The organism is Pseudonocardia sp. CA-107938 (assembly GCF_050936315.1).
Classification (GTDB): Bacteria; Actinomycetota; Actinomycetes; order Mycobacteriales; family Pseudonocardiaceae; genus Pseudonocardia.
This window is the reverse complement of sequence record NZ_JBNJNA010000001.1, coordinates 3,681,587-3,702,944: the sequence shown is the minus strand read 5'-3', so window position 1 is coordinate 3,702,944 and position 21,358 is coordinate 3,681,587. Positions and strand designations below refer to the sequence as shown.

The 21,358-nt window shown below is 73.5% G+C and carries 22 protein-coding genes; 6 read left to right on the top strand and 16 right to left on the bottom strand.

Going from position 1 to position 21,358, the window contains the following annotated elements; translation table 11 throughout:
- The first annotated feature begins 114 nt into the window (after positions 1 to 114).
- Entirely contained in the window at positions 115 to 435 is a 321-nt protein-coding gene (locus tag ACQEVB_RS18505) for a hypothetical protein (protein ID WP_432972726.1), read from the top strand.
- On the opposite strand, the gene ACQEVB_RS18500 is transcribed toward ACQEVB_RS18505, so the two are convergent.
- Genes ACQEVB_RS18500 through ACQEVB_RS18460 form a run of 9 tightly spaced genes read right to left on the bottom strand, consistent with a single transcriptional unit; the run spans position 423 to position 13,330 of the window.
- Entirely contained in the window at positions 423 to 2,687 is a 2,265-nt protein-coding gene (locus ACQEVB_RS18500; RefSeq protein ID WP_432972723.1) for a glycoside hydrolase family 3 C-terminal domain-containing protein, read from the bottom strand. The genes ACQEVB_RS18505 and ACQEVB_RS18500 overlap by 13 nt on opposite strands.
- Complete coding sequence (locus ACQEVB_RS18495) at positions 2,684 to 4,327, bottom strand: sulfatase family protein (RefSeq protein WP_432972720.1); 1,644 nt, start codon at positions 4,325 to 4,327, stop codon at positions 2,684 to 2,686. Before ACQEVB_RS18495 ends, ACQEVB_RS18500 begins: the two co-directional genes overlap by 4 nt.
- Positions 4,324 to 6,102, bottom strand: coding sequence for a sulfatase-like hydrolase/transferase (locus ACQEVB_RS18490; RefSeq protein WP_432972717.1), 1,779 nt, complete (start codon positions 6,100 to 6,102; stop codon positions 4,324 to 4,326). Before ACQEVB_RS18490 ends, ACQEVB_RS18495 begins: the two co-directional genes overlap by 4 nt.
- Complete coding sequence (locus tag ACQEVB_RS18485; RefSeq protein WP_432972714.1) at positions 6,084 to 6,737, bottom strand: PadR family transcriptional regulator; 654 nt, start codon at positions 6,735 to 6,737, stop codon at positions 6,084 to 6,086. The genes ACQEVB_RS18490 and ACQEVB_RS18485 overlap by 19 nt, the downstream gene beginning before the upstream one ends.
- Positions 6,734 to 8,275, bottom strand: a complete 1,542-nt coding sequence (locus ACQEVB_RS18480; RefSeq protein ID WP_432972711.1) for a sulfatase family protein — start codon at positions 8,273 to 8,275, stop codon at positions 6,734 to 6,736. The genes ACQEVB_RS18485 and ACQEVB_RS18480 overlap by 4 nt, the downstream gene beginning before the upstream one ends.
- A complete protein-coding gene (locus tag ACQEVB_RS18475; RefSeq protein WP_432972708.1) occupies positions 8,272 to 9,126 on the bottom strand; it encodes an ATP-binding cassette domain-containing protein in 855 nt (284 codons plus the stop codon). Before ACQEVB_RS18475 ends, ACQEVB_RS18480 begins: the two co-directional genes overlap by 4 nt.
- A complete protein-coding gene (locus tag ACQEVB_RS18470) occupies positions 9,123 to 10,859 on the bottom strand; it encodes a dipeptide/oligopeptide/nickel ABC transporter permease/ATP-binding protein (protein WP_432972705.1) in 1,737 nt (578 codons plus the stop codon). Before ACQEVB_RS18470 ends, ACQEVB_RS18475 begins: the two co-directional genes overlap by 4 nt.
- On the bottom strand, positions 10,856 to 11,800 hold the full coding sequence (locus ACQEVB_RS18465) for an ABC transporter permease (RefSeq protein ID WP_432972701.1): 945 nt from the start codon (positions 11,798 to 11,800) through the stop codon (positions 10,856 to 10,858). Before ACQEVB_RS18465 ends, ACQEVB_RS18470 begins: the two co-directional genes overlap by 4 nt.
- 15 nt (positions 11,801 to 11,815) lie before the next feature.
- Entirely contained in the window at positions 11,816 to 13,330 is a 1,515-nt protein-coding gene (locus tag ACQEVB_RS18460; protein WP_432972698.1) for an ABC transporter substrate-binding protein, read from the bottom strand.
- Positions 13,331 to 13,458: 128 nt separating this feature from the next.
- Here ACQEVB_RS18460 and ACQEVB_RS18455 point away from each other — a divergent pair, with 128 nt between their 5' ends.
- From ACQEVB_RS18455 to aat, 4 genes are all read left to right on the top strand, one after another.
- Positions 13,459 to 13,836, top strand: coding sequence for a YidH family protein (locus tag ACQEVB_RS18455; RefSeq protein ID WP_432972695.1), 378 nt, complete (start codon positions 13,459 to 13,461; stop codon positions 13,834 to 13,836).
- An 86-nt stretch (positions 13,837 to 13,922) separates the two neighbouring features.
- Positions 13,923 to 14,234, top strand: coding sequence for a DUF202 domain-containing protein (locus ACQEVB_RS18450; protein ID WP_432972692.1), 312 nt, complete (start codon positions 13,923 to 13,925; stop codon positions 14,232 to 14,234).
- Positions 14,235 to 14,245: 11 nt separating this feature from the next.
- Positions 14,246 to 15,121, top strand: a complete 876-nt coding sequence (locus ACQEVB_RS18445; RefSeq protein ID WP_432972689.1) for a formylglycine-generating enzyme family protein — start codon at positions 14,246 to 14,248, stop codon at positions 15,119 to 15,121.
- 41 nt (positions 15,122 to 15,162) lie between these two features.
- Positions 15,163 to 15,846, top strand: a complete 684-nt coding sequence (gene aat / locus ACQEVB_RS18440) for a leucyl/phenylalanyl-tRNA--protein transferase (RefSeq protein WP_432972686.1) — start codon at positions 15,163 to 15,165, stop codon at positions 15,844 to 15,846.
- Positions 15,847 to 15,899: 53 nt separating this feature from the next.
- Here aat and ACQEVB_RS18435 read toward each other — a convergent pair whose 3' ends face one another.
- Entirely contained in the window at positions 15,900 to 16,784 is an 885-nt protein-coding gene (locus ACQEVB_RS18435) for a sigma-70 family RNA polymerase sigma factor (RefSeq protein WP_432972683.1), read from the bottom strand.
- Positions 16,785 to 16,861: 77 nt separating this feature from the next.
- Between ACQEVB_RS18435 and ACQEVB_RS18430 the strand changes: the two genes are divergently transcribed.
- Positions 16,862 to 17,533 (top strand): FMN-dependent NADH-azoreductase, encoded by a 672-nt coding sequence (locus tag ACQEVB_RS18430; RefSeq protein WP_432972680.1) that lies wholly within the window; start codon positions 16,862 to 16,864, stop codon positions 17,531 to 17,533.
- On the opposite strand, the gene ACQEVB_RS18425 is transcribed toward ACQEVB_RS18430, so the two are convergent.
- The 6 genes from ACQEVB_RS18425 to ACQEVB_RS18400 form a co-directional block, all read right to left on the bottom strand.
- Complete coding sequence (locus tag ACQEVB_RS18425) at positions 17,483 to 17,860, bottom strand: PRC-barrel domain-containing protein (protein WP_432972677.1); 378 nt, start codon at positions 17,858 to 17,860, stop codon at positions 17,483 to 17,485. The genes ACQEVB_RS18430 and ACQEVB_RS18425 overlap by 51 nt on opposite strands.
- A complete protein-coding gene (locus ACQEVB_RS18420; protein ID WP_432972674.1) occupies positions 17,847 to 18,251 on the bottom strand; it encodes a hypothetical protein in 405 nt (134 codons plus the stop codon). The genes ACQEVB_RS18425 and ACQEVB_RS18420 overlap by 14 nt, the downstream gene beginning before the upstream one ends.
- A 14-nt stretch (positions 18,252 to 18,265) precedes the next feature.
- The gene (locus ACQEVB_RS18415) at positions 18,266 to 19,495 is read right to left on the bottom strand and encodes an NRAMP family divalent metal transporter (RefSeq protein WP_432972671.1); all 1,230 of its coding nucleotides are present in this window, start codon (positions 19,493 to 19,495) and stop codon (positions 18,266 to 18,268) included.
- Positions 19,492 to 19,944, bottom strand: a complete 453-nt coding sequence (locus ACQEVB_RS18410) for a hypothetical protein (RefSeq protein ID WP_432972668.1) — start codon at positions 19,942 to 19,944, stop codon at positions 19,492 to 19,494. The genes ACQEVB_RS18415 and ACQEVB_RS18410 overlap by 4 nt, the downstream gene beginning before the upstream one ends.
- 142 nt (positions 19,945 to 20,086) lie before the next feature.
- On the bottom strand, positions 20,087 to 20,467 hold the full coding sequence (locus tag ACQEVB_RS18405) for a hypothetical protein (protein WP_432972665.1): 381 nt from the start codon (positions 20,465 to 20,467) through the stop codon (positions 20,087 to 20,089).
- 120 nt (positions 20,468 to 20,587) lie between these two features.
- The gene (locus ACQEVB_RS18400; RefSeq protein ID WP_432972662.1) at positions 20,588 to 21,325 is read right to left on the bottom strand and encodes a GntR family transcriptional regulator; all 738 of its coding nucleotides are present in this window, start codon (positions 21,323 to 21,325) and stop codon (positions 20,588 to 20,590) included.
- Positions 21,326 to 21,358 lie beyond the last annotated feature (33 nt).

The following is a 21,358-nucleotide window of genomic DNA, read 5'->3' as shown; positions in this document are numbered from 1 at the left end:
ACGTCGTCTTCAACTCCCTCATGAACCTCCTCACCCAGGACGAGCAGGTGCAGTGCGTCGGCGAACGCGGCGCGCCACCTCACCGACGACGGCCTGTTCGTCGTCGAGAACGTCGTGCCCGACCCGATGTACGCGCTGCGCCACGACCGCAACGGCGTCGACCAGTACGTCGACGCCGGCCGGATCAGCTCCGACGGGGTGCACATCGAGGTCGGCCGCTACGACCGCGTCACCCAGCGGGTCGACAAGTCCCACGTCGACCTCGGCGCCGCGGGGATCACCCACGAACCCCTGGCGCTGCGCTACATCTGGCCCAGCGAGCTGGACCTCATGGCCCGCCTCGCCGGCCTCCGGCGCCGCGCCAGGTGGGGCGGCTGGGCGGGCGAGCCGTTCGACAGCCGCAGCCTGCGCCACGTCACCGTCTACGGGCGGTAGCCGAGGAGCTCCGTCGCCTCCTCCCGGGAGATCGGCGAGTTCGGGAAGGACGTCATCCGCATCAGGGGGAAGTTGCCGAGCATGCGGCGCATGGCCGGGTCGGTGAGCTTGTTCGGCGCCCGCGCGTCGATCAGCGCGTCCAGCGCCGGCCCGGACACCGGGTGGGCCAGCACCTCGTCCAGCGTCGCGTCGGCGCGCAGCGGCGTCGCGACGGCGGGGGCGTCGACGACGAACTCCGCCGTGACCGGCAGATCGCGCGAGGACGACCCGGCGGCCACCGTGAACCGGCCGCCCTCCAGCACCCACTCCCCCGAGACCGGGTCGACGTAGGACAGGTCGCGCGCGCCCAGGGTGAACTCGACGCGGACCGCCGCGCCCGGTTCGAGCACGACCTTGCGGAACGCCTTCAGCTCGCGCTCGGGCCGCGCGACCCGCGCCTCCGGGTCGCCGACGTAGACCTGGACGACCTCGGCGCCGGCCCGCGTGCCGGTGTTGGTCACCGTCACCGCGACCGCCACCTCGGCGTCGTGGACGTGCACGTCGAGGTCCGAGTACGCGAACGTCGTGTACGACAGGCCGTGCCCGAACGGGTAGGACACCTCCTGACGGCGGGCGTCGTAGCCGCGGTAGCCGACGAACACGCCCTCGCCGTAGCGCACCTTGCCGCCCTCCCCGGGGAAGTTCAGGTGGGCAGGGGTGTCCTCCAGGCGCAGGGGGATCGTCTCCGCGAGCCGGCCGGACGGGTTGACGCGGCCGAGCAGCAGGTCGGCCAGCGCGGCGCCGCCGGCCTGGCCGAGCAGCCAGCCCTCGAGGATCGCGGGCGCGTGGTGGTCCCAGTCCGAGACCTGCACGGTCGACCCGTTGGAGAGGACGACGACCACGCGCGGGTTCACCTCGGCCACGGCGGCCAGCAGCTCGGTCTGGGCCGCCGGCAGGTGGATGTGCTCACGGTCGTAGCCCTCGGACTCCGCAGCGGCCGGCAGGCCGAGGAACAGCAGGACGACGTCGGCCGTGCGGGCCACCTCGACCGCTTCCGCCTGCAGCGCCGCGGTCTCGCCGTCGTCGATCCTGACGCCGGGCGCGAACACGGCCCGGTCGCCGAGCCCGTCGCGCAGCGTGGTCCACGCGTCGTCCAGGCGGGTGGGCGTGACCTGGGAGCTGCCTGCCCCCTGGTAGCGCGGGGTGCGGGCGAACTCGCCGATGACCGCGACGGTCCCGCTCCCCTCGGGATCGACGGGCAGCAGCGGCGAGCCGTCGACCGGGTCGTTCTTCAACAGCACCGCCGACGCCGCCGCGGCCTCGCGGGCGAGCTCGTGGTGCGCGGCGTGGTCGACCTCGCCGCCGGCCTCGAGCGCGGGCAGCGCCCGCGCCAGCAGCGTGAGCACGCGCTCGGCCGCGCGGTCGACGACGGACTCGTCCAGCGCGCCCGACTGCACGGCCGCCACGATGGCGGCCTCGCCGACACCGCCGCTGGCCGGCATCTCCAGGTCCAGGCCGGCCGCGAGACCGGCGACGCGGTCGTCGACCGCACCCCAGTCGGACATCACCATCCCGTCGAAGCCCCACTCGCCGCGCAGGACGTCGGTGAGCAGCCACGGGTGCTGCGACGCGTACGTGCCGTTGATCTTGTTGTAGGAGCACATCACCGTCCACGGGCGGGCCTCGGTGACGACGCGCTCGAACCCGGCCAGGTAGATCTCGCGCAGGGTGCGCTCGTCGACCTCGGCGCTGACGCGCAGCCGCTCCGTCTCCTGGTTGTTGACCGCGAAGTGCTTGACGCACGCGCCGATGCCCGCGCTCTGGATGCCGCGCACCAGCGCCGCCCCGAGCACCCCGCTGACCAGCGGATCCTCCGACAGGTACTCGAAGTTGCGGCCGCACAGCGGTGAGCGCTTGATGTTGATGCCAGGGCCCAGCAGCACCGCGACGCCCTCGGCCCGCGCCTCGGCCCCCAGCGCCTGGCCCACCCGCTCGACGAGCTCCACGTCGAACGACGAGCCGAGCGCGACCGCGGGCGGGAAGCAGGTCGCGGGCACCGAGTCGTTGAGGCCGAGGTGGTCGGCGGCCCCGGCCTGCTTGCGCAGCCCGTGCGGGCCGTCGGTGAGCATCACCGCCGGCACGCCGAGCCGCTCGACGGCGCGGGTGTGCCAGAAGTCCGAACCCGAGCACAGCGACGCCTTCTCCTGCAGCGTCATCTGCGCCAGCAGCGCGGGCACGTCCAGATCCGTCGTGCGGCGGTCGGTCGTCGTCATCCGGTGGTCGCTCCTTCGTTCGTCAGCACCTCGGCACTGTCCTGGAATCCCAGCCGGCACGCCTTCAGCCAGACGGGTCGATCGGTGGGCGGCGGGCTCGCCGGGCAGGCGATCCGCCACTGCCGCCCGTCGGCGACCGGCGTGCCGATCGCCTCACCGAGCGGGGCTGTGTCCTCGGCGGCCGCAGCCGGCGCATCCGCCGTCCACACGACGACCGCGCCCTCGGTGGCGCACTCGACGACGGTCCCCGCCACTCGCGGCTCGGCGGTCACCTGCTGGGTGCCGCCGGGACGCCAGGTCGCCACGAGGTCGTCCTCGTCGAGCTCGCCGAGGTCGCCGTAGGTCGCGAGCCAGCCGTCCAGGGCGCCGCGGAAGCGCGCGAGTGTCGCGGCGTGGGCGGGGTCGGCGGCCAGGTTGTGCTGCTCGTGCGGATCGGCGACCAGGTCGTAGAGCTCCTCGGCCGGCTTGGCCGCCGCGACGAGCGCCCGCTGCAGCGGGGTCAGCAGGTCGGGGAGCGCGCCGCCGGCGCGCTGCACCGCCTCCGCCGACGCCAGCCGGCGCAGCTCCTGCCAGGTGTGCAGGCCGTCGGGGTACGCGCAGTGCTGCATCGGCGGCCGGTCCGGGTGGTAGTGCCGGACGTAGCGGTGGGTCGCGTCGCGGGCGGTGCGGCTGCGGTCCTGCATCTCGCCCTGCCGGTCCAGCCCGCCGAACGCGTAGGTGTTCGGGCTCGCGACCACCGCGCCGTCCGCGTCCAGCAGCGGGGTGCCGTGCATGTGCGCGGGGACGTCGACGCCGGCCAGCCGCAGCGTGGTGGGGGCGAGGTCCATGAGGTGCACGACGTCGCGGTGCACGCTGCCCGGGGCGATCCGGCCGGGCCAGCGCACGATGAGCGGCTCGTGCAGGCCGGCGTCGGTGAGCCACCGCTTCGCACGCGGCACGCCCGGGCCGTGGTCGCTCCAGAACACCACGACGGTGTCGTCGGCGAGGCCGTCCTCCTCCAGCTGGTCGAGCAGGACGCCGATCTCGTGGTCGGCCTCGGTGATCAGGTCGTGGTAGCGGGCCCACGAGCGGCGGAACGGCTCGGTGTCGGGGTGGTAGGGCGGCACCGCGACCGTCGCCGGATCGTGGCGGTGGTGGTCCGGCACGTGCGCGGTCCGGCGAGCGAACGCGTCGTCGTCGAGGTAGATCTGCGACTCGTGCGTGGTCAGCAGGTGGAACGCGGCGAAGAACGGCGTGTCGGGAGTGGGCCGGTTGCGCCAGTGCGCGTGGGCGCTGCAGTCGTCGAAGGCGCTCGGCGGGGTCGGCACCTGGAAGTCGGTGAACCAGTTGTTGGTGGCGTAGTACCCGGCCTCGCGCAGGTGCTCGCTGAACAGCCGGACCTGCGGCGGCGGCACCGCCTTGGTCCGCATGTGCATCGTGCCGATCGCCGTCGGGAAGCAGCCCGTCATGATCGCCGAGCGGGACGGCGCGCAGATCGGCGCGGCCGCGAAGGCCAGGTCGAACCGCATGCCCTCGGCCGCCAGCCCGTCCAGGCGCGGCGTGCGCGCCTGCTCCGCGCCGGGGTGGACGCCGGCGTAGGCGCCCAGGTGCGGGCCGATGTCGTGGGTGGAGATCCAGAGGATGTTCGGCGGACGCGTCACGCCGCGAGCTCCGCGGCCAGTTCGGCGCCGATCACCCGCAGGTCCGCGACGCTGACCACCCCCGCGGCCGCCAGGCTGTAGAGGCTCGCCCCGGGCGGGACGGTCAGCTGCTCGGTCTGCGCCAGCGACGGCAGCCGCCGCTCCACCACCGACCGGGCACCCGGGCGGTCGAACAGCTCACCCAGTGGGGCGCGGAGCAGGTCCGCGGCCTGGAGTGTGGCCACCTCGGCCATCGGCTCGGCGGTCGCCGCCGCCCGGGCTGCCTGCGCGGCCACCAGCAGGTGCTCCGGGCCGACGTCCCCGGTCTCGGGCAGGCCGAGCCGGGCGAACTGGCTCGGCGGCGCCTGCGCCGCGCGCATCGCGGCCACCAGCAGGCCGGCCAGCGCCAGCTCGCGCTCGTCGTCGGCGAGCGGGTGCTCCTGGTGCGGGTCCGTGGCCAGGTCGTACAGCAGCGTGCCGTGCAGCCACGGGTTCATCCAGTGCCCCGCCGCGGGCATGCGCATGGTGCGCAGGCCCTTCGTGAACGGCAGCGGGTCCGCCGGCTCCCACGACTCCAGCTCGGCCGGGGCGAACCGGCTGCGCATGTGCGTCGGCATGAGCGTGTACTCCTCGAGCGGGGCGTTCGCCCGCTCGACCGGCGCGCGCATGTAGACGTGCCGGCCGTCGGTGACGTTGACGTGCCCGCCGTGGACGCCGAACAGCGCGCTCTCGTGCAGCACGTGCACGTCGTCGGGTCCGGCGTCGAGCGCCGCGCACAGGTCCTTGCCCTGCATGTCCGGCGTGGGCGGCAGGCCGAAGAACCCCAGCAGCGTCGGGGCGATGTCGATGGTCTGCGCCAGCGCGGCGCAGCGGGTGCCGCGGCCGCCGTGCCGCGGGTCCCACACGAAGGCGGGCAGGTTCACGAGTTCCTGGAACCACGGCTGCGCGCTCTTGGCCCACCAGCCGTGCTCGCCGAGCAGGAACCCGTGGTCGGTGTTGACGATCAGCAGCGTGTCGTCCCACAGGTCGTGGGCGTCCATCGCGTCGAGCACCCGGCCCAGCGACTCGTCGCACATCGACACGAGCGCGGCGTACTCGGCGCGGACCTGCGCGACGTGCTCGGCCGGCTCGGTCACCTTCCGGTAGCCCGGCCAGTCGACGGCCTGCCCGCCCGCTGCGGACGTGTACCGCTCGCGGAAGCGCGGCGCGGAGTAGAACGGCTCGTGCGGGTCGAACAGCTCCAGCTGCAGGAACCAGTCGTCGCTGCCCGCGTTGGTCTCCAGGAAGTGCAGGCCGGCGTCGACCGTGCGCACCTGCGAGTGCCCCGCGGCCCCGTCCATGTACGTGCGGTTGACCGCGTCCTGGCGGCGCATCCGGTGCAGCACCGACCCGGACGCGTGCCCCGGCGAGACGACGCCCTTCCACGGGTCGCCCTCCTGCCCGCGCAGGAACTCCCAGGTCGTGAACCGGGTGTGGTAGGTCGCGCCGCCGTCCTCCCAGTAGTGCGGGTGGTCCGACACGAGGTGGGTGTGCACGCCCGCCTCGCCCAGCAGCTGCGGCACCGAGTCGTCGAACGGCTCCAGCGGCCCCCAGGAGCGGTGCAGGAAGTTGTGCCGGCCCGTGTGCATCTCGCGGCGCGCCGGCATGCACGGCATCGACCCGGCGTAGAAGCCGTCCATCGTCACGCTGCGCTCGGCCAGCCGCGCGAAGTTCGGCGCGTGGACGGGGGTGTCGGCGGCGTACGGCGGGAGCACGTGCCGGTTGAGGCTGTCGAACATCAGGACGACGGCGCGCACGGCTCCCCTCCCGTCGCAGCGGCGACCCCGGGGTGGTCGGGCACCGTGGGCGTCGGCTGCGGGCCGGCGTCGACGAGCGGCCGGCCGTCCAGCAGCCGGGCGCGCAGGTCCTCGCAGGCGGCGATGTGCGCGTCCATGGTCTCGGCGCCCCGGCGGTGCTCCCACTCCTGCATCTCGAGGGAGAGCTCCGCGTCGTACGGGATCTCGGGGCGGGTCTCCAGCGTGCGGTCACGGTGGCGGAAGCGCGCGACCTGCGCGTAGCGGGCGGCGAGCTCGGTGTCGACCAGGGCGAGCACCTCCTCGCGGGTCAGGAAGCCGGCGAAGGCGAGCCGGCCGCGGAACTCGTGGCCCAGGTGCGCCTCCGGCGGGCGGTACGGTCCCTTGAGCCAGTCGAGGAACACCGTGGTGCCCTCCGCGGTGGCCCGGAAGATCTTGTAATCCTGCGCGCCGGGCCGGGACTTCACCTGGTGCGTCACCCAGCCGTCGGCCTCCATGCGGGCCAGCGACCGGTAGACCTGGCTCATGGTCGTGTTGGGCCGCAGGAAGCGCCCCGCGGTGTCCAGGTACTTCTTCAAGTCGTACCCGGTGCTGGGGTAGCGCAGCAGCACCCCGAGCAGGATGTGCTCCAGCTTCATCGGGCCGGCTCCCCTCGGTCGGGCACCCGCAGCACGGGCAGCGGCGCCTGCGCGTGCCAGGACACCGGCACCGCCCCGTTGCGGACGGCGAGCCGATCGCGCAGGTCGTCGGCGGCCTCGGTGCGGCCGGTGCGCCGCAGGTACGCCTCGAACTCGACGGGGTCGCTGTAGAGCGTGGGCCCCTGCTGCATGGAGATCTGCATCGGGTCGGGCAGCGCTCCCGGCGTCGCGGCGTAGGTGTGCCACCAGTCGAGCAGCCGCGACCGCATGCTGTCCAGCAGCTCGGGCTCCTTCGCCACCAGGTTCTCCGTCTGGTGCGGGTCAGCCGCCATGTCCCACAGCGACTCCTGCTCCACCGCGAACGACCCCGGGTGGTACGTGCGGGTGTACATGTGCGTCGCCGTGCGGACCGAGCGCTGGTAGGTGTGCGCGCCGTGCCCGAGCACGAGGTAGTCACGGGGCTCCTGCTCCCCGCCGCGCAGCAGCGGCGCGAACGAGGTGCCCTGCCACTTCTCCGGCAGCTCGGTGACGCCCAGCATGTCCAGGATCGTCGGCGCGTAGTCGATGTTGTAGAGCAGGTGGTCGTAGTGCCGCGCCTGCCCGTCGTCGGTGGCGCCGGGCCAGTGCACGATCAGCGGGATCCGGTTGACGGGCTCGCTCGCCATGCCGTGCTCGGCGTAGGACCCCAGCTCGCCCATCGACTCGCCGTGGTCGGCGCTGACCACGATGGCGACCTCGCCGTCGAGACCCAGATCGGTCAGCGCGTCGAGCAGCCGCCCGAAGTGGTGGTCCCAGTAGTGGATCGCGCCGTCGTAGCCGTTGACCAGGTGCTCGAAGTCGGCGCGCGTGCGGATCGCGTCCGGCATGTTGTGTGGCACACGGGACCTGCGCGGCGCGCCCGCGTAGTGCAGGTCCGACGCCGAGCGCGGGCCGTGGACGCGCTGGTGCTCCTGGATGGTGGCCTCGTCCGGCCACTCCGGCGGCGGCCCACTCGCCGCGGCCCGCTCGGTCCACTCGGCGGGGTGCAGGTAGTCGGTGTGCGGGTCCCAGTAGGTCAGGTGCAGGTACCAGTCGTCCGTCTCGCGGTGGCGCCAGAGCCAGTCGATCGCAACGTCGGTGACGATCTCCGCCGGCTCGTCACCGATGTCCGGCGTGGTCTGCAGGGTCTCCAGCACGCCGGCGTTGAAGTGGTGCGCCCGGTGCCGCTCGGCGAACGAGGAGATGCTCGCCGTGCGGTACCCGAGCTCGACGAGCGCCTGCGCCAGGTTGGGCCGGCCCGGCATCGGGCGGTGGCCCGGCTCCATGCGGAACCGCGCGTCGTCCCCGGCGTGCCCGATGACTCCGTTGGTGATGCCGAACTGGCCACTGACCAGCGCCGTCCGCGACGGCAGGCACGGCGAGTCCGAGCAGTAGTACCGGTCGAAGCGCACCGACCGCTCCGCCAACCGGTCCAGGTTCGGCGTGATGCGGCGGGGATAGCCGTACGGGCCGGTGTGATCCGGTCGCAGACTGTCGACATCGACGTAGAGGATCTTCACTGCGTTCCTTCCATGGCGAGCTCGCGGCGCTGCGCGCGGCGCTCCCGCTGGCGTACGGGGTCGGGGACGGGTGCCGACATCAGCAGCCGTCGCGTGTAGGGGTGCTGCGCGTCGCCAGTCACCTGGTCGGCGCGGCCGTGCTCCACGACCAGGCCGCGGTGCAGCACCATCACGGTGTGGCTGAGGTGGCGGACGACGCCGAGGTCGTGCGACACGAACAGGTAGGCGACCCCGGTGGCCTCCTGGATCTCGGTGAACAGCTCCAGCACCCGCGCCTGCGTCATCAGGTCCAGCGCCGACACCGGCTCGTCGCAGACGATCAGGCGCGGGTCCAGCGCGATCGCCCGGGCGATCGCGATGCGCTGGCGCTGCCCGCCGGAGAACTCCCGCGGCAGCCGGTGCGCCGCGTCGGCCGGCAGGTGCACGCGGTCGAGCAGCACGCGGATGCGGTTGCTGGCCGCCGCGCGCTCCGTCCCGGCGGCGACGAGCGGCTCGGCGAGGATCGACTCGATCGTCAGCGACGGGTTCAGCGACGTATACGGGTCCTGGAACACGACCTGGATGTCGCGGGCGAGCCCGCGGCGCTCCCGCCGTCCGGCGTGGGTGATGTCGCGGCCGTCGAAGCGGATCGTGCCGCCGCTCGGCTCGACCAGCCCCAGCACGGCCCGCCCGATCGTCGTCTTGCCCGACCCCGACTCGCCGACCAGGCCCACGGTCTCCCCGCGGCGGACGCGGAACGAGACACCGTGCAGCACGGGGTGCGGGCGCGCGAACAGCCCGCGGCCGGGGAAGGTCACGTGCAGGTCGTCCACCTGCAGCAACGGCTCTGTGGGCGGCGCGGTGGCGGTCATCGACCCACCTCCACCGGAACGTCGAACGGATAGGGTCGGACCGGACCGTCGTCGACCATCGCCGCCAGCAACGACTGCGTGTACGGGTGCTGCGGTGCCGCGAACAGCGCGTCGACGGCGCCGGTCTCCACCACCCGGCCCTGCTGCATCACCGCGACCCGGTCGCACAGGTCGGCGACGACGCCGAAGTTGTGCGTCACGAGCACGACCCCCATCTTCAGCTCGCGCTGCAGGTCCCGCAGCAGGTCGAGCACCTCGGCCTGCACGGTCACGTCCAGTGCCGTCGTCGGCTCGTCGGCGATGAGCAGCCGCGGCTCGCACGAGACCGCACCGGCGATGAGCACGCGCTGGGCCATGCCGCCCGAGATCTCGTGCGGGTAGGCGGCGAAGGTCCGCTGCGGGTCGGCGATGCCGACCCTGGCCAGCAGCTCCAGCGCCCGCTCCCGCGCCCGCCGGCGGTCCAGGCCCAGCTTCGCCCGCATCGGCGTGACGAGCTGGTAGCCGATGCGGAACGCGGGATCGAGGTTGCTCAGCGGTTCCTGCGGCACGTAGGCGATCTCGGAGCCGCGCAGGGCGGCGCGCTCGGCCCGGTTCAGCCCGGTCAGCTCGCGGCCGTCGAACCGGATGCTGCCGGCGGTGACGCTGCCGCCCTCGGGCAGCAGCCCGAGCACCGCGAACGCGGTCTGCGTCTTGCCGGATCCCGACTCGCCGACCAGCCCGAGCACCTCGCCGGCGTCGACGTGCAGCGTGACGCCCTGCACCACCGTGCGGCGGCCGCCGTCCGGCGCGGGGTAGGACACGTCGAGGTCGCGGACGACGAGCAGGTGGTCGCCGGGGGCGTCCTCGACGGGAGCTGCGGGGCGCGGCGCGGACGGCGTGACCCGGACGGGCGCGGTGGTGCCGCGGTCCTCCAGCGCGTCACGCAGCGCGTTCGACAGCAGCATGAGGCCGGCGCAGACCAGGCCGACGACGAGTGCGGGCCACAGCACGAGCAGCGGCGCGAGCGCCAGCTTGCGGAACCCCTCGTTGATCATCGCGCCCCACGACGGCAGCGAGTTGTCGCCGACGCCGAGGAACTGCAGGCCGGCCTGCACGGCGATGGCGATGCCGGCCACGCGGGCGCACTGGATGATGATCGGCGCCCGCACGACGATCAGCACGTGCCGGCCGATGATGCGGGCGTCGCTCAGCCCGGACACGCGGGCCGCGTCGACGTACAGCTCGCCGCGGACGGCCTGCACCGCGCTGCGGACGATGCGGAAGAAGCCGACGCTGAGCAGCACGCCGAACACGCTCATCGCGATCCACGTCGACGGGCCGACGGTGGCTCGCACGGCGAGCAGCACCACGATGGCCGGCAGCGCCTGCAGCATGCTGGTCACGGCCGTGCTCGTCGTGTCGAACCAGCGCCCGTAGTAGCCGGCGACGAGCCCCGTCGAGACGCCGAGCACCGCCGAGATCGCGACGGCCAGCGCAGCACCGAGCAGGTTGACCTGCCCGCCCCACACCAGCCGGGACAGCACGTCGCGGCCGCTGGAGTCGGTGCCCAGCCAGTGCTGGCCGCTCGGCGGGGCGAGGGTGCCGAACAGGTCGATCCGCGCCGGGTCGGCCAGCGGCAGCAGCGGCGCGGCCGCGGTGACCACCACGATCAGCAGCAGCACCACCGCGCAGGCGACGCCCAGCGGGTCGGCCAGGAAGCGCCGCAGCGCACCGGCCGGGGTGGGCGTGGTCATCGCAGCCTCGCCTTCGGGTTGAGCCACGCCACCACGAGGTCCACGACCAGGTTGACGACGATGACGATGAGGACGGTCGCGACGACGACGCCCATGACCAGCGGGAGGTCCCCCTTGGTCGTGTTGGTGACCGCGAGCGAGCCGAGCCCGGGCAGGGCGAAGACCTGCTCGATCACCACCGACCCGCCGAGCAGGCCGACGAACTGCAGTCCGAGCATCGTGAGCCCGGTCGTGGAGGAGTTGCGCAGCACGCTGGTCAGCAGGATCCGCCGCTCGGAGAGCCCGCGGCTGCGCAGCGTGCGGACGTAGTCCTGGCGCAGCACCCCGATCGCGGCGCTGCGCACCTGCTGGGCGACGCCGGCGATCGCGCCGAGCGCGAGCGCGGTCACCGGGAGGGCGAGCGAGATCGCCCACGCCAGCACGGAGCGCTCCGGCGAGACGTACCCGACCGCGGGGAACCACGCCAGCTGGACGCCGAGCAGGGTGGCCAGGAAGAGCCCGACCAGGAAGTTCGGCACCGCGTCGACGGCCGTGCTGACGACCTGGAACGCGCGGTCCAGCCAGCCACGGCGCACCGCGCAGGTGAGCCCGATCGCGAACGCGAGCACCCCGCTGACGACCAGCACCGACAGCACCAGGCTCAGCGAGACGGGCAGCGCGTCGGCGAGCGCAGCGGTGACGCTCTGCGGCGTGTAGAACGACCGGCCGAGATCGCCGCGCACGGCACCGGCGACCCAGTCCAGGTACTGGGCGAGGACGGGCCGGTCGAGGCCGAGCTCCTGCTCCTTGGCGAGGATCTGGTCGGGGGTGGCGGTGTCGCCGAGGATGTTGCGGGCGATGGAGTCGCCGGCGGCGGTGCGCAGCAGCACGAACGCGACCAGCGAGATGACGACGAGCAGCGCGGCGCCGGTGGCCAGGCGCCGGGCGAGGTAACCGATCATGGCGTCTCCCTGCGCTCAGGCCGCGGCCGGGGCGTAGTTGTAGAGGGCCGGGGTCGCCTGGCGGCTCTGCGCGGTCACCGACAGCGCCCGGCGGTGCAGGTACATGGCGTCGGGCCGGTAGAACGGCGCGAACCAGACCTGGTCGACGAGCCGCCGGTTCAGCTCCGTCGCCGCCGCGGTGTCGCCGCGCTGGTAGCGCGCGATGCACTGCGCGATGACCGGGTCGGCGACCTTGAACGTGTTCCAGGAGGCCTTCTCGGCCACGAAGTTCGTCATCTGCCGCCAGGTGCCCTGCATGGCGAGCGGGAAGTACGCGATCGACGCCTGCGCCTTCTGCAGGTTCGGGATCGTCGTGCCGGCGGCCCACTCCAGGCGGCGCACGCGCACGCCCACGTCGGACCAGTTGGCGATGATCGCGTCGGCGAGTGCCGGGTCCAGCTCGGGGTAGACCGGGAAGTTCAGGTCCAGCCCGCCGGCGTGGCCCGCGTCGGCGAGCAGCTGCCGGGCGAGCTGCGGGTCGTAGGGGAAGGCGTGGTCCAGCTCGGGCAGGTAGCCGTCGTCGCCCGGGCGGAAGATCTGGCCGGTCACCACCCCGGTGCCCAGCAGCACGCCGCGCAGGATGCCCTCGCGGTTGATCGCGACCGACAGCGCGCGCCGCACCCGCACGTCGCCGAGGGCCGGGGTGAGCCGCCCCAGCCGATCGAACATGATCAGACCCTCGAAGTTGACCGGTCCGGTCGTGTTCTGCAGACCGGCGCTGAGCCCCTCCACCGCGTCCGAGGCGCTGGCGGTGAACGCGCCGTCGAGCTGGCCGGCCTTGAGCGCGTTCAGCCGGGAGCGGCCGTCGGTCATGATGTTCAGCACGATGCGGTCGAACGGCAGCGGCGCGCCCCAGTGGCGCGGGTTGCGGACGAACGTGTACCGGACGCCCACGGACGTGCCGGCCGGGTCGAGCAGGTACGGCCCCGAGCCGACGGGGTTGCTCTCGATGCCCCCGGCGCGCAGCGCGGCCGGGGACGCGACGAATCCGCCGGCGCTGCCGAGCGTGTCGAGCAGGCCGGGGTCGGGCGCCGACAGCACGACGACCGCGCGGTCCGGCGCCGGCGTCTCCACCCGGTCGACCAGCCGCAGCATCGAGGCCAGCGGGCCGTTGCCGGTCTTGAAGGCGGTGAGGTTCGCCGCCACCGCGGCCGAGTCGAACCGGGTGCCGTCGCTGAACACCACGTCGTCGCGCAGCTGCAGCTGCAGCCGGGTGCGGCTCGCGTCGTACTCCCACGCGGTCGCGAGGCGGGGCGTGATCCGCCCGTCCGCCTCGATGCGCACGACCGGGTCGTACACGGCCTGGAAGTACGGCAGGAAGTGGCCGAGCTGGGCCTGCGAGGGCGCGAAGCTGGTCGGCCCGACGATGGCGCCGAGCCGCAGCTCGCCGGGGTTGCCCGCGGCGGCGGCGACGTACCCGGCGCAGCCGCTGGTGGCGAGCACCCCGCCGGCGGCGGCGCTGAGGGCGAGGAATCCCCGCCGGGAGATCACGGTAGTGCCTTCGTCACGGTGGACTCCTGTGTCCGGCTGGTGAGGCGCGCCGATGGTTCCCCGACCATTCCACTTGTGTCAAGGTCTGGTTCCTGGTTTCCTGGGACCACACCGGGAGGAGCAGGCCGATGGAGCACCAGGTCGACGACGACCGCCGCTTCCCCGCGCGGCTCTACCGCGAGGGCGTCGAGCCCGATCCGCGGTTCAGCCTCGCCAACGAGCGCACCTTCCTCGCCTGGATCCGCACCGCTGTCGCGCTCGTCGCTGCGGGGGTCGCCCTGGAGGCGCTCGACCTCGGCCTGAACCCCAGCATCCGGCGCACCGCGGCGCTGCTGCTGATCTGGGCCGGGCTGCTCGCGCCGCTTCAGGCGTGGGTGGGCTGGTACGCGACCGAACGGGCGCTGCGCCGGGACCGCCCGTTGCCGCCCGCCCGTATCGCCCTGCCCGTCGCCGCCGCCGTGGTCGTCGCTGCGGTACTGCTGCTCATCGGGGTGCTGACGCGATGAGCGACGCGCCCACCGGGCGGCCGGATCGGTTCGGTGATCAAGGGCAGAAGGTCGTTCCGGATCGAGTCAGGAACGACAGTTCGCCCTTGATCACCGCACAACCCGGCGACCCCGGCGTGCAGCCGGAACGCACCGCGCTGGCGTGGCGGCGCACCGGGCTCACGCTCGCCGCCGGCTCGCTCGTCGCCCTCCACGTCCTGCCGGGGGTCGGCGCGTCCCCGTGGTGGCTGCTGCCCGGCATCGGCGGGCTGGTCAGCGCCCTCGCCGTCGTCGTCGCGGCCGACCGCCGGTACCGGCCGCTGGCGCGAGTGGCGTCGGCCGGCGGCGCAGCCCTCGCCACCACGGTGGCCACCGGCCTCCTCGGGGCGGCCGGCCTCGCCTACGTCCTGCTGCGCTGAGGGGAGACCACATGCCCGGCTGCTGCCCGCCCGCGCGCCCCGCAGCGAGCACCCCGCCCGTCGTCGTCGCTTCCGTAACGGGGCACGACGGGCTCGTCGTCGATCTGCCGGGCGGCACCTTCCGCATGGGCACCGACGACCCCGACGGGTTCCCGGAGGACCACGAGGGACCGGTCCGCGAGGTCTCGGTGCGGCCGTTCTCGATCGACGCGCACGCCGTCTCGAACGCGCTGTTCGCCCGCTTCGTCGCGGAGACCGGGTACCGCACCGACGCCGAGCGGCTCGGCTGGAGCTACGTGTTCGCCGGGTTCCTGCCCGGCGCGCTCCGCAAGGTCTCCCCCCGCCCGCCGCAGACGCCGTGGTGGTGCGCCGTCGGCGGGGCGAGCTGGGCCCACCCCGAGGGCCCCGGCAGCGACGTCGCCGACCGCGCGGACCACCCCGCCGTGCACGTCTCCTGGCATGACGCCGATGCCTACTGCCGGTGGGCCGGCCGCCGGCTGCCCACCGAACAGGAGTGGGAGTACGCCGCCCGCGGCGGCCTCGACCAGGCCCGCTACCCGTGGGGCGACGAGCTGACCCCTGGCGGCGAGCACCGCTGCAACATCTGGCAGGGCAGCTTCCCCGTGCGCAACACCGCCGAGGACGGCTACGCCGGCACCGCGCCCGTCGACGCCTACGCACCCAACGGGTACGGCCTGCACAACATGGCCGGCAACGTGTGGGAGTGGTGCGCCGACTGGTTCGACCCGGCGCAGGCCAACCGCAGCATGCGCGGCGGCTCGTACCTCTGCCACGAGTCCTACTGCAACCGCTACCGCGTCGCCGCGCGCACCGCGAACACCCCGGACAGCTCCAGCGGCAACACCGGCTTCCGCACCGCGGGATGACCGGCCGGGTCGCGGACGGATCGACGCGCTACGGTCGGACGGTGCCGGTGGAACCACCGCCCTCGCGCTGGCGGTTCGACGTCGCCGCAGCCATCGAGCACGGGGGCGACGACCTCGTCGCGGTGGGCGGCGACCTGGAGCCCGGCACGTTGCTCGAGGCGTACCGGCAGGGACTGTTCCCGATGCCGGTGAGCTCGGTGCGACCCGACGGACCGATGGCGTGGTGGTCGCCGGTCCGCCGCGGCGTGCTGCCGATCGACGGCCTGCGGGTGTCGCGGTCGTTGCGCCGTGCCTGCCGCAGCTTCGAGATCCGGGTCGACACCGCGTTCGCCGAGGTGGTCGACGGGTGCGCCGACCCGAGCCGTCCGCACGGCTGGATCGACGAGCGGATCCGCGCGGCGTACCTCCACCTGCACGAGCTCGGCTGGGCCCACTCCGTCGAGGCCTGGCGCGACGGGCGGCTGGAGGGCGGGCTGTACGGGGTCGCGATCGGCGGGCTCTTCGCCGGCGAGTCGATGTTCCACCGCGCCCGCGACGCCTCGAAGGTGGCCCTCGTCGGCCTCGTCGAGCTCCTGTCCGACGACGATGCCGGCAACCGGCTCGTCGACGTCCAGTGGTCGACGCCGCACCTGGCGTCCCTGGGCGTGCGCGAGATGACCCGCAAGGACTACCTCGCCCGGTTGTCCCGGTTGCTCGCGCTCCCGCGGCCGGTCGCCTTCGGTTGACGACACCGGCCGAGCTGGATCCCGTCCACCCGGCGATCACGTGATCCCGCTGGTCACGGCAGCAGCGCGAGGTCGAGCGTCGCGAGCCGGTCGGGATCCGCGAGGACGTCGTAGGCGTGGATGACGCCGTCCCGGACGGTGAACGTCACCGCGATCGCGAGGCGACCCTGGGGAGCCAGCACGAGACCGGGTGCCCCGTCGACGAGGACGAGCTCGGCGTCGGCAGCGCGACCGGCGAGCAGAACGGTGCCCTCGGCCACCGCCCGAGCGCCGCGCAGCACGGCCGGTGCCCCGGGCGGCAACGCCGCGGGATCGGCACGACGGACGACGTCCGGCGCCAGCACGGCCAGCACCGCGTCCAGGTCCCCCGCGCGCGCCGCGGCGAGGAACGCCGCGACGACCCGGCGGTGCGCCGCGACGTCCTCGTCCGGCGGCGCCGTGCCGCGGATCTTGAGCCGTGCCCGACTGGCGAGCTTCTTGGCCGCAGCGGGACTGCGTTCGAGGATGGCTGCGATCTCGCCGTGCGGCACGCCGAACATGTCGTGCAGGACGAAGGCGATGCGCTCGGCCGGGTCGAGGGTCTCCAGCACCGCGAGCAACGCACGGCCCACGGCGTCGGCGAGGACGGCCTGGGCGGCCGGATCGACGGCGCCGCCGTCCAGCGGACCGTCCGCCTCGGCGACCTCGAGACCCACGGGGTGGCCGCGGACCCGTCGAGCGCGCAGCCAGTCGAGGCAGATCCGGCTCACGACGGTCCGCAACCAGCCGGCGGGGTTGTCGATGCCCGCCGGGTCCGGGATGCGGGCCAGCCGCAACCACGTCTCCTGCACGGCGTCGTCCGCGTCGGCGCTCGAGCCGAGCATGCGCGCGGCCAGCGCGTGCAGTTCGGCGCGCTGGGCGACGAACACCCGTGCCGTGGCCGAGTCCTGCGATGGCATCGGTCCCCTTCCTCCGTCCCGGTCCGTCGAAGAGATGACGAAACCCGGACCGTCGAGGTGACAGGAGATGATGCCCGGTGCACTTGCTGCATCTGGACTCGAGTGCCCATCCCACGGAGTCGGTGAGCCGCCGGCTCACCGCGTTGTTCGCCGGTGCGTGGCGTGCGGGCCACGGCGACGCCACCACCACCTACCGCGACCTCGTCGCCACACCGGTGGCACCGATCACCGAGGCGTACTGCACGCTGGGTCGCCGCGTGGAGAGCCGTGCGGCGACCACCGGCCCGGTCGAGGACCTGATCCGCACACCGGACGAGCAACGCGAGTGGGACCTGACCCGCGCGCTCGCCGACGAGCTGGTCGCCGCCGACGTCCTGCTGCTGGGCGCCCCGATGTACAACTACGCGACCCCTGCCGCGCTCAAGGCGTGGATCGACCGCATCAGCTTTCCCGGCGCGTTCACCGACGTCGACGGTGCGTCGCTGCTGGCCGGGCTGCGGGTCGTCGTGGTCACCAGCTGCGGCGGCGCCTACGGTCCCGGCACGGACGCGACGGACCGCGACTTCCTGACCCCCTACCTGCGCGCGTACTTCACCAGGCACGGCGTTGCGCCGGACGACATCGAGATCGTCACCGCCGACCGCACCCTCGCCGCGCTCGTACCCGGCCGCGAGCACCAGCGACCCGCCGCCGCGCGCTCACTCGCCGCGGCGCGCGCCCGGCTGCTCGCCCTCGCCGCCCGCCTGTGATCGGTGCACCGTGGGGAGGTCGTGCACGGACGAGTCGACGACGATCTGCGGGTCGTGGGCGGTGACCGCGCTCCACGGGATGAGGCGGGCGTGGCGGTGCAGGCGCTCGACGATGGCGCGGATCAGCCACGGGCCGTGCTGACTGGGACGTTGGTAGCCCAGCAGGGCACCGCTGTGACGGGGGCTGACGAGCAGCGCGTCGAGCCGGGGCGCGGCCATCGCGCCGCGCAGCGGGCCGTCCTGGACGCAGCGCAGGTCGGTGACGACGCCGATCCGGTGGCCGTCCCGGTCGACCACGTCACGTCCGATCAGGTCACTCGCTCGCATGCCGGCTCCCCGGGATGCGGGAGATCACGTGCTCGTCGACCCACCGTTCCAGCGGTCGGACGGCGAGCTCGGCGACCGGCCGCGACACGGTGATCGCGCTGTCGATGTCGGTGACCAGCCGGAAGTCGAGCCGCTGCGTGTCCGTGGTCTCGGTCTCCTTCTGCGCCAGCCGCGCGGCGATCGCCGTGATCCACTGCCCGATGCGCCCGCCCAGGCGCGGGCCGAGCGCGCGCGGGCCGATGAGGATGGCGGTGACGTAGGGCCGCCCCTCGTCGTCGAGTTCGAGCTCGAGGTCGTCGACCTTGCAGACCGGTTCGCCGTCGCAGTCCACGACCTGGCGGTCCAGGAACTGGAGGTGCAGGTCCAGCACCCGCCCGGCCGGTGTCGTCATCGCGTCCTCCTGCGTCATTGCCCGGCCCCCGAGATCACCATCAACGGAATGGCGGCCACAGCCGTGACCACGATGAGGATCAGGAACAGTGTGGCCAGCAGGTTCGTGATGCGCCCGTTGGCGTGCTCGCCCATGTAGTCGCGGTCGTTCGCGATCACCAGGATCGGGAAGTAGGTCAACGGCAGCGCGACCGCGGAGAACACCACCGAGAGCTCGGTCACCTGGATCGGGTCGACCGTGGTCAGGATGAGCGCGATCCCGGCGATCACCGCCAGCAGGACGACGAGGTGGAACCGAGCCGCCTCCCGCGGGCGCAGGAACTTCCCCCACGCCCACCCGAAGTACTGGGCGAGGCTGTACCCGGTGGACAACCCCGTCTCCAGGGCGGCACCGAAGGTCGCTGCGACGAAGCCGAGGATCGCCACCGCGATCCCGATCTTGCCGAGCGCGACGGCGACGGGCAGCCCGACCTGACCGAGCGTCTCGACCTGGACCCCCGCGGGCAGCAGGACGAGCGCCGCGGTCGCCGCGATCGCGAGCGACAGCACGCCGCCGAGCGGGAACCCGATGAACACGTTCATCCGCATCGTCACCAGGTCCTTGGCCGTCCACTTCTCCTCCACCGCCCCCGAGGAGAAGAAGAAGACCTCGTACGGCGTCATCGCCGCGCCGAACAGGCCGACGCCGTAGTAGAAGTAGCTGCTCAGGTCCTCCTCGGCGGGCTTGCTCGGTACCGCGACGTCGTGCACGAGCTGCAGCCACGGCGGATGCAGCTGCCACAGGGCCACCGCGAACACCACCAGGGCGAGGCCGAGCAGGCCGGTGACGTTCTCCAGGATCGAGAACTTCACCCGCCAGATCACCAGCCACACCGCGAGCCCTGCGATCGGCACCCACAGCAGGTAGTGGACGCTGCTCGCCAGCTCCAGCGCGAGCGCGACACCGCCGATCTCCGCGGAGAACGTCAGCAGGGTGATCAACATCGAAGCGACCAGGTTGGCCAGCGCCGCCCGCGGCCCGAGCCGTTCGCGCACCAGGTCGAACGTCCCGCGTCCGGTGATCGCGGCGACGCGCCCCGACATCTCCGCGAACAGGCAGATCCCGACGATGCCGAGCAGCGTCACCCACGCCAGCGACATCCCGAACCGCGCCCCGGCCAGGCTGTTGGTGACCAGGTCGCCGATGTCGACGAACCCGCCGATCGCCGTCAGGATCCCGAGCGCGACGGCCAGCAGCCGGCTCACGACTGGTGCTCCTTCTCGAAGCGCTCCAACGCGTCCGCCACCGCATCGAGGTCGGTCCCGACGGCCGCGACCTGCTGCCGGTCGCCGCGTTCCGCCGCGATCCGCGCACGAGCCACACCCTCCGTGCCGCGGGTCAGCAGATCCCCCAGCTCCGCGCGCAGACGGTCGGAGCCTGCATCGGCCGGCGGTTCCTGCGACCGGAACGACTCCTGCGTCGACGAGAGCGCGTCCTCAGCGTCCTCCAGCACCGTCACCAGGTAGCCGTCCGGGAGGTCACCGGCGAGGCCGGTGCGCATCGCGATCAACGAGGTCCTGACCTGCGACAGGCCGTCCTGCGCCGTCCGACCGGCGTCGGACGCGAACCCTGCTGGCGAGGCGCATCCCGCCAGCACGGCGACCAGCACGAGCAGCCCCGACCACGTCGCCCGGCGCCGCGGGCGGGCGGTCATGGCCGTGCCGGTCCGCGCAGCACGAACCAGGCCAGCACCGCGAGGAGGGCAGCGAACTCCGCCCACGCCGCGACCAGCACCCACCCGGACACCATCGCGCAACTGTGGCACAACACTGATCGATCCGCTGATCAGCGCGATCTCAGAGCGACGCGGAGCCGTCCAGCACCTGGCGCAGGCGTCGGCCGGCGGGTCCGGGCAGGCGGCGACGGCTCTGGAGGTGGGTGAAGACCCCGGCGAGGTCCGGGTCGTCGAGCAGCGCGGCCCGCGGCACGTACGGCTCGACCGGTCGGAACACCCCGTCGGCGGCCCAGCCGCGTCCACCCTCCCGCGGCACGGCGTCCGACACGAAGTCGACGACGCCGACGACGCCCTGCTGCGCCGCCGAGCGGTAGACCACGGCCCGGCTGCCACGCGTCGTCGAACGCAGGCAGCAGACCCGCTGCGGCACGCCGGCCGGGAGCTCGCTGCCCGCCCGGTGGACGAGGACGAGGACCGGCGTGGGCGCGACCGGGGCCGACATGACCCGATGATCGCACTACCACCGGGACGCGGGCGTCAGGTCCCGCCGGCCGCCGCCCGGCACCGGGAGTCGCGCTGAATTGTGGGTAGGACGTAGCTCTCCGGCCGTCCGTGCCGCGGCCTACGCGTCGTCGACCGAGAAGGACACCTCGAGCGCGTAGCGATGGGCGACGTAGCGGGACCGGGTCAGTTCCAGCGGTTCGCCGTCCTGGTCGAGGATCGCCCGTTGCTCGACCAGCAGTGCCGTGCCGTCGTCGACCTGGAGCAGGTGCGCGGTGCGGTCGTCGGCGTTGGCGGCGGTGATCGTGGCGTGCCCGGTCGACGGGACGCGGCCCAGGTCGACCAGGGTCTCGTGGAGCGACCGGTGCTCCAGCTCGGCGGAGAGCAGCGCGTCGAGGTCGCCCGGGAAGACGGCGTCCTCGACGGCCACGGGCTCCCCGTCCGCCAGGCGGACGCGCCGGATCGCGACGACCTGTGCTCCCGCCCGCAGCCGCAGCCGCCGGGTCTCCTCGGCGCTGGCCGGCCGGCGTTCCCGGTGGATCAGCCGGGACGACGGCCGGCGGCCCTGGCGGCGCATCTCCGCGCTGAAGCGGACGAGGTTGTCCGCCCGCCGTGGAGTGGGCGGTGCGGCGACGAACGTGCCCCGACCGGACTCGCGGTAGGCCAGACCGTCCTCCACGAGCCGCGTCACGGCGGCGCGCGCGGTCATGCGACTCACGGAGAACTCCTGCGACAGCTGCGCCTCCGACGGCAACGGGTCGTCGGGCCGCATCGCGGCCAGGCGCACCCGCAGGGCCTGCTCGATGCGCCGGTAGCGCGGGGCGAAGGCCAGGGCGTCGGATGCCAGGTCGGGCTGCACCCGCCGATCCTACGAGACAGGTAGCCAGCTAGC